The sequence below is a fragment of the Streptomyces sp. NPDC006997 genome (assembly GCF_040635175.1).
GTDB lineage: Bacteria > Actinomycetota > Actinomycetes > Streptomycetales > Streptomycetaceae > Streptomyces.
Genome location: NZ_JBEYHH010000088.1, coordinates 1 through 4,290 on the forward strand (window position 1 = coordinate 1; position 4,290 = coordinate 4,290).

The window sequence follows — 4,290 nt, forward strand, 5'->3', positions numbered from 1 at the left end:
CGACACCGCCCTGCCCACCGAACTCACCGCATAGCCTCAGAACGAGATCACCGAGTGGCCGTCGATACACCACTCCAGCGGACGTGACCTCTTCCTGATACTGGCAGCAGTGGAGCTTGCAATCAGCCCCGCAGCCAGCGGTTCAACTACCAACCGCTCGTGGACGGCACGCCCACAGGGGCTACAGCTCTGATATGCCCGCAGGACTTGAAGCCGCCAAACTCCCGTGGAAAGCGCCAAGGTACCTGGGACCCGCCCGGATACGTCTCGAGAAGAGACCGTAGCGGAAATTGGATCTTCAATCGATCTCACATCATCGGTGACCGGTTCAACGGGGACTGGATCAGAGAGAACATCTTCACCGGATTCAAGGCAATGAACGACCCGGCCATGAAGAAACTCGAAAACAAGATGGCGAGCGCCCTGGCGGCGAAGCAGCCCGTGCTGTATTCTGGGCAACTGGAGTATGGTAATGGTAGGGATAATATCCCGACTGGCATCAGAATGACTGCTGCGACCCCGAATGGGGTGCTCTTCGCCGGCGTTCTCGTGCCGAACGTACCTTGAGAGGTGGACGGGTTGAGCCTTCAGCAACTCGAGGAAGAGCTGCCAGCGTTGCTCAATATTCGAGCGAATGAGCATCGGAGAGTCAACTGGAACTTCATCTCAGAAGAGACAGGAATTACCTTCCCGTCGGATTTCGTAGCTCTTGCCGAGTCGTACCCGCGGTTCACCATCGATGAGTTCCTGGGCCTCCACGTCCCGACCCCCGGTGAAGAGGAGTATTTCGTGTCGGGCCTGCGGGGGCTCCTCCGCGACTTGACCGATCTCCGGGACTCTGGGATGTCACACGGATACGTTCCGTTCCCAGAACCCGGGGGTCTCGTTCCCTGGGGTGACTCCTGCGACGGCGATGTCTTCTTCTGGCGTACGAACGCAACGGGCCCTGATTCGTGGACCGTACTCGTCAGCGGTCACAATGACGATTGGTGCGAATTCAAGGGGTCCTTGACGGAGTACCTGGCCGGCTTGGTGTCGGGAACGGTGGAACCTGATGGCCTGCCACCGGACTTCCCCGGAGCGACGCCTTCCATCGAAGCGGACTGAGCAACGGTAGGAATGCGCTGAACCGGCCCGCCGGATCATCTCCGGCGGGCCGGTCCTCCGTACGTCCGCAACGCCGCCTGACCGTCCGGCATGCTTCATTAGCCAGGACCGCCATCATGCAGAACAGGAACTGGCCAGGGGGCCGGTGGCGCACGGCTGGCCGGACCAGACCTGGACCTTGTCACGGATCAAGACTCTTATCGGGCGCAGGTTCCACAAGAGCTACACCGTGCAAGGTGTTGCCGCGCTGCTCAAGCAGCATGGCTGGAGCTGCCAGGTGTCGGCCCGCCGGGCGGTGGAGCGAGACGAGGCTGCGGTGGGACCTGTCTCCGAGTGGTGGACACCTCTGAGCCCGACCCCGGGAGGGGCCGGGTAGGAGGCATCTTTTATGGTGATGAAGGTCTACTCGCCCGAGTTCAAGGCGGACGCTGTCGCGCTGTACCTGTCGGACCCGAGCCACACATTCGAGGGCATCGGCAAGGATCTGGGGATCAGCCGCGAGACGCTGCGTAACTGGGTACGGGCCGAACGGGCCCGCCGCGGCGGGGGCAGCACGACCAGGGGCATTGCGTGAAGTGATCTTGTCCGGTTTCGTCAGGTGAGGCCGAGCGCGATCAAGGGGCGGCGGCTGTCGCGGGCGGCTCGGCGGAGGGCCGCGGCGATGTTAGTCGCGCCGTCCTGGCGGTGCAGCCCGATGGCGAGGTTGCGCAGGCTGGCCATGGTGCGGGGCAGGTGGTTGGTGCGGCCTTTGGAGTCGTCCTCGCGGAAGGTGCGGTCGCGGACGTGGTGCAGCCGGTTCTCGATGAGCCAGTGGCCGCGGATGAAGGCGGCGAGTTCGGCGCCGCTCGCGGCGCCGGGCGGCAGGCTGTTGACCAGGTAGAGCCGCTCGATGGTGAGCTTGCCGTCGGTCAGGTCGCGTCGCCAGCGCACGACTTGGAGGGCCTGGACGGCGTGGGGGTAGTCGAGGTGGGCGAACGCGGCGGTCTTCGGGCGCCGGATTTCGAGAGGGTGGTGGGCCCGGGTGCGGTCCTTGTGGTCGAGCGCGATTTCGGCCCAGGGCAGCCGGCGCAGCTGGTGGTGGAGGCCGGGGTGGTTCTTCTTCACGATGGGGATGTAGTGGGCGCCGCGTTCGCGCAGGTAGGTGCTGTGGTCGTGCTGGGTGTGCAGGGCGTCGGCAGTGATCAGGGTGCCGGTCAGGTCCAGGCTGTCCAGCAGCGGGGCGAACGCGGGGATCTCGTTGCTCTTGTCGGTGACCTGCCGCTGGGCCAGGACTTCTCCGCTGTGGGCCATGGCCGCGAGCAGGGTCACGGCCGGCGTCTCGGCGGTGCGGGAGCCGCGCGGGACCTTGCCGTCCACGGCGATCGGCCGCAGGTCGGGCCCGGGTCCGACGCCGGTGGGAGTCGGCGCGGTGCGGCGCGCGTCGAGGAACGCGCCGACGGCGGCGTCCAGGAGGTCGGCGTCGATGCGGGGCAGCAGGCGGCGGACGGTTCCCGGATGCGGTACGGGAACCGTCCCGGTGAGCGCATCGGGCGGGAAGCCCAGGGCGCGCAGGGCCCACGCGGGCACGTCGGCGAGCCATTCCCCGATCGCGATCAGCGAGCGGGCACCGGCCAGGACACTCGCGGCCGCGGCACTCAGCAGCGCGGCCAGCGGGTAACGCCGTCCACGTGCATCGCGGGGATCGGGCACCCCGGCCAGGAATCGATGCAGGTCAACAGCGTCGCACAGGGGAACAGGCGCCTCGGCGTGGGCCAGGTGTTCCAGCGCGGAGGGCATGGGAGAAGATGTCGGGGCAGGCTCCGACGACTGCGACGAGGACGAGCTTTTCACGTCCGTGGGATGTGAAGATCCCGCTGAGACTATTCAAAGAGCTACTGACGAAGTACACCAGGAGTTCCAGAAGGATCCACAGCGCTATCTCGACGAACTCACTGACGCCGAGCGAGCTGCAACGGAAGCCGATCCAAAATTCGCCCAATCGAATTACGGTAAGGCGATGGAGCGGGCTGTAGCTGAGCATCCAGAGGTGAAGCCTCACTTCCAGCACGTAGGCGGAGCCAATAACCCCGACTTTCTACTGACGACTCGCCACGGGGTCTCGCCTTATGAGCTCGCCACGAACAGCGCCGGGGCGTTCCTCGGTCACGTGAATCGATGGTACGTGGAACCGCTCACGTACATCACATATCCATCTGTACCATTTTGATTTGGGGTGCTTCCTTAGCTTATGAAATCTCAGGGTAGACGTCGGAGAATTTCCGGCGCGCAAGGTCTGCCAGGTGCGCGCGTGACCGGTAGCTGGGATAGCGTCGAATTTTTGAACTGTGTCTCGCGATGCACGCCGGATCCACTGGATCGCTTGCAGATCACCAACGTAAACCTGATCGACTGCAGCGAATCAGACTGCTACATTGAGGGTGCGGCCCTGACAGACGTCACGGTAGATGGCCTCCTCGTCAAGGATGCGAAGCCTCTCAAGCTGGCTGGCTGTGTGCTCAACAGGGTCACTCTGCGCGGTGACCTCGGGCAGATCATGATCCGCCCAAGACTGCACTTGGCCTATCGGCACCTACAGCCTGTCTACGACGTCGCCAATTCCGCCGCGTATGAACAGGTCGACTGGGCGCTGGACATCTCTGGCGCGCGAGGATCCGCAGTGTCTGTGCATGGGATTCCGAGCCGCTTGATTCGTAGAGACCCTGAGACTCAAGCCGTCATGACCTTAGGGCAAGCACTCGAAGGAAGGTGGCGGGAGGTTGATCTCACTGGCACACCATTCGGCGTGCACACAAAAATCATCCTTGAGACAGGGGTAGAGGACATGGTCCTAGCGGCCGACTATAGCAGTGCTAACTTCGCCCACCAGGTGGAAAAATTGGCCGAGCTACGCAAAGCCGGCTGTGTTCTGCCGGATTGATTCCCTTTGAGGGCAGTCGACGTTCCTGAGCCGTAGTCCCAATCGGTGTCATACCCTGTACAGGGCATGGCACCGATCTGCCCTTCGCGGATTTCTGGGGACCAGCGAGAGCAGTTCACCGAGCAAAAGAAGAGGGCTGAATTTTGACAGCTACACGGCGTAAGCGAGGCAAGGGAGTGTCCAGTAGACGGCTGATCCAGTTTCTGTAGTGGTCAGTTGGCGGCCGGGGTGAGCCGGCCTTCGAAGGCGATCTGGAAGGCGTTCAG

General features: G+C 63.4%; 5 protein-coding genes and 2 pseudogenes. 6 read left to right on the plus strand and 1 reads right to left on the minus strand.

Annotated elements, in window-relative coordinates:
• Positions 1–159 precede the first annotated feature (159 nt).
• The 4 genes and pseudogenes from ABZ659_RS35705 to ABZ659_RS35720 form a co-directional block, all read left to right on the plus strand.
• On the plus strand, positions 160–567 hold the full coding sequence (locus ABZ659_RS35705) for a DNA/RNA non-specific endonuclease (protein WP_360229137.1): 408 nt from the start codon (positions 160–162) through the stop codon (positions 565–567).
• Between the two features lie 12 nt (positions 568–579).
• The gene (locus tag ABZ659_RS35710; RefSeq protein ID WP_360229140.1) at positions 580–1,107 is read left to right on the plus strand and encodes a hypothetical protein; all 528 of its coding nucleotides are present in this window, start codon (positions 580–582) and stop codon (positions 1,105–1,107) included.
• A gap of 121 nt (positions 1,108–1,228) precedes the next feature.
• Positions 1,229–1,483 (plus strand): annotated as a pseudogene (locus ABZ659_RS35715) (winged helix-turn-helix domain-containing protein); the annotation flags it as partial.
• Between the two features lie 12 nt (positions 1,484–1,495).
• A pseudogene (locus tag ABZ659_RS35720) lies at positions 1,496–1,663 on the plus strand (transposase); the annotation flags it as partial.
• 38 nt (positions 1,664–1,701) lie between these two features.
• On the opposite strand, the gene ABZ659_RS35725 reads toward ABZ659_RS35720, so the two are convergent.
• Positions 1,702–2,883 (minus strand): ISAs1 family transposase, encoded by a 1,182-nt coding sequence (locus tag ABZ659_RS35725; RefSeq protein WP_360229143.1) that lies wholly within the window; start codon positions 2,881–2,883, stop codon positions 1,702–1,704.
• Here ABZ659_RS35725 and ABZ659_RS35730 point away from each other — a divergent pair.
• Both ABZ659_RS35730 and ABZ659_RS35735 read left to right on the plus strand, forming a co-directional pair.
• Entirely contained in the window at positions 2,882–3,313 is a 432-nt protein-coding gene (locus ABZ659_RS35730) for a hypothetical protein (protein ID WP_360229146.1), read from the plus strand. The genes ABZ659_RS35725 and ABZ659_RS35730 overlap by 2 nt on opposite strands.
• A gap of 153 nt (positions 3,314–3,466) precedes the next feature.
• Positions 3,467–4,024 (plus strand): hypothetical protein, encoded by a 558-nt coding sequence (locus tag ABZ659_RS35735; protein ID WP_360229149.1) that lies wholly within the window; start codon positions 3,467–3,469, stop codon positions 4,022–4,024.
• The last annotated feature ends 266 nt before the right edge of the window (positions 4,025–4,290 follow it).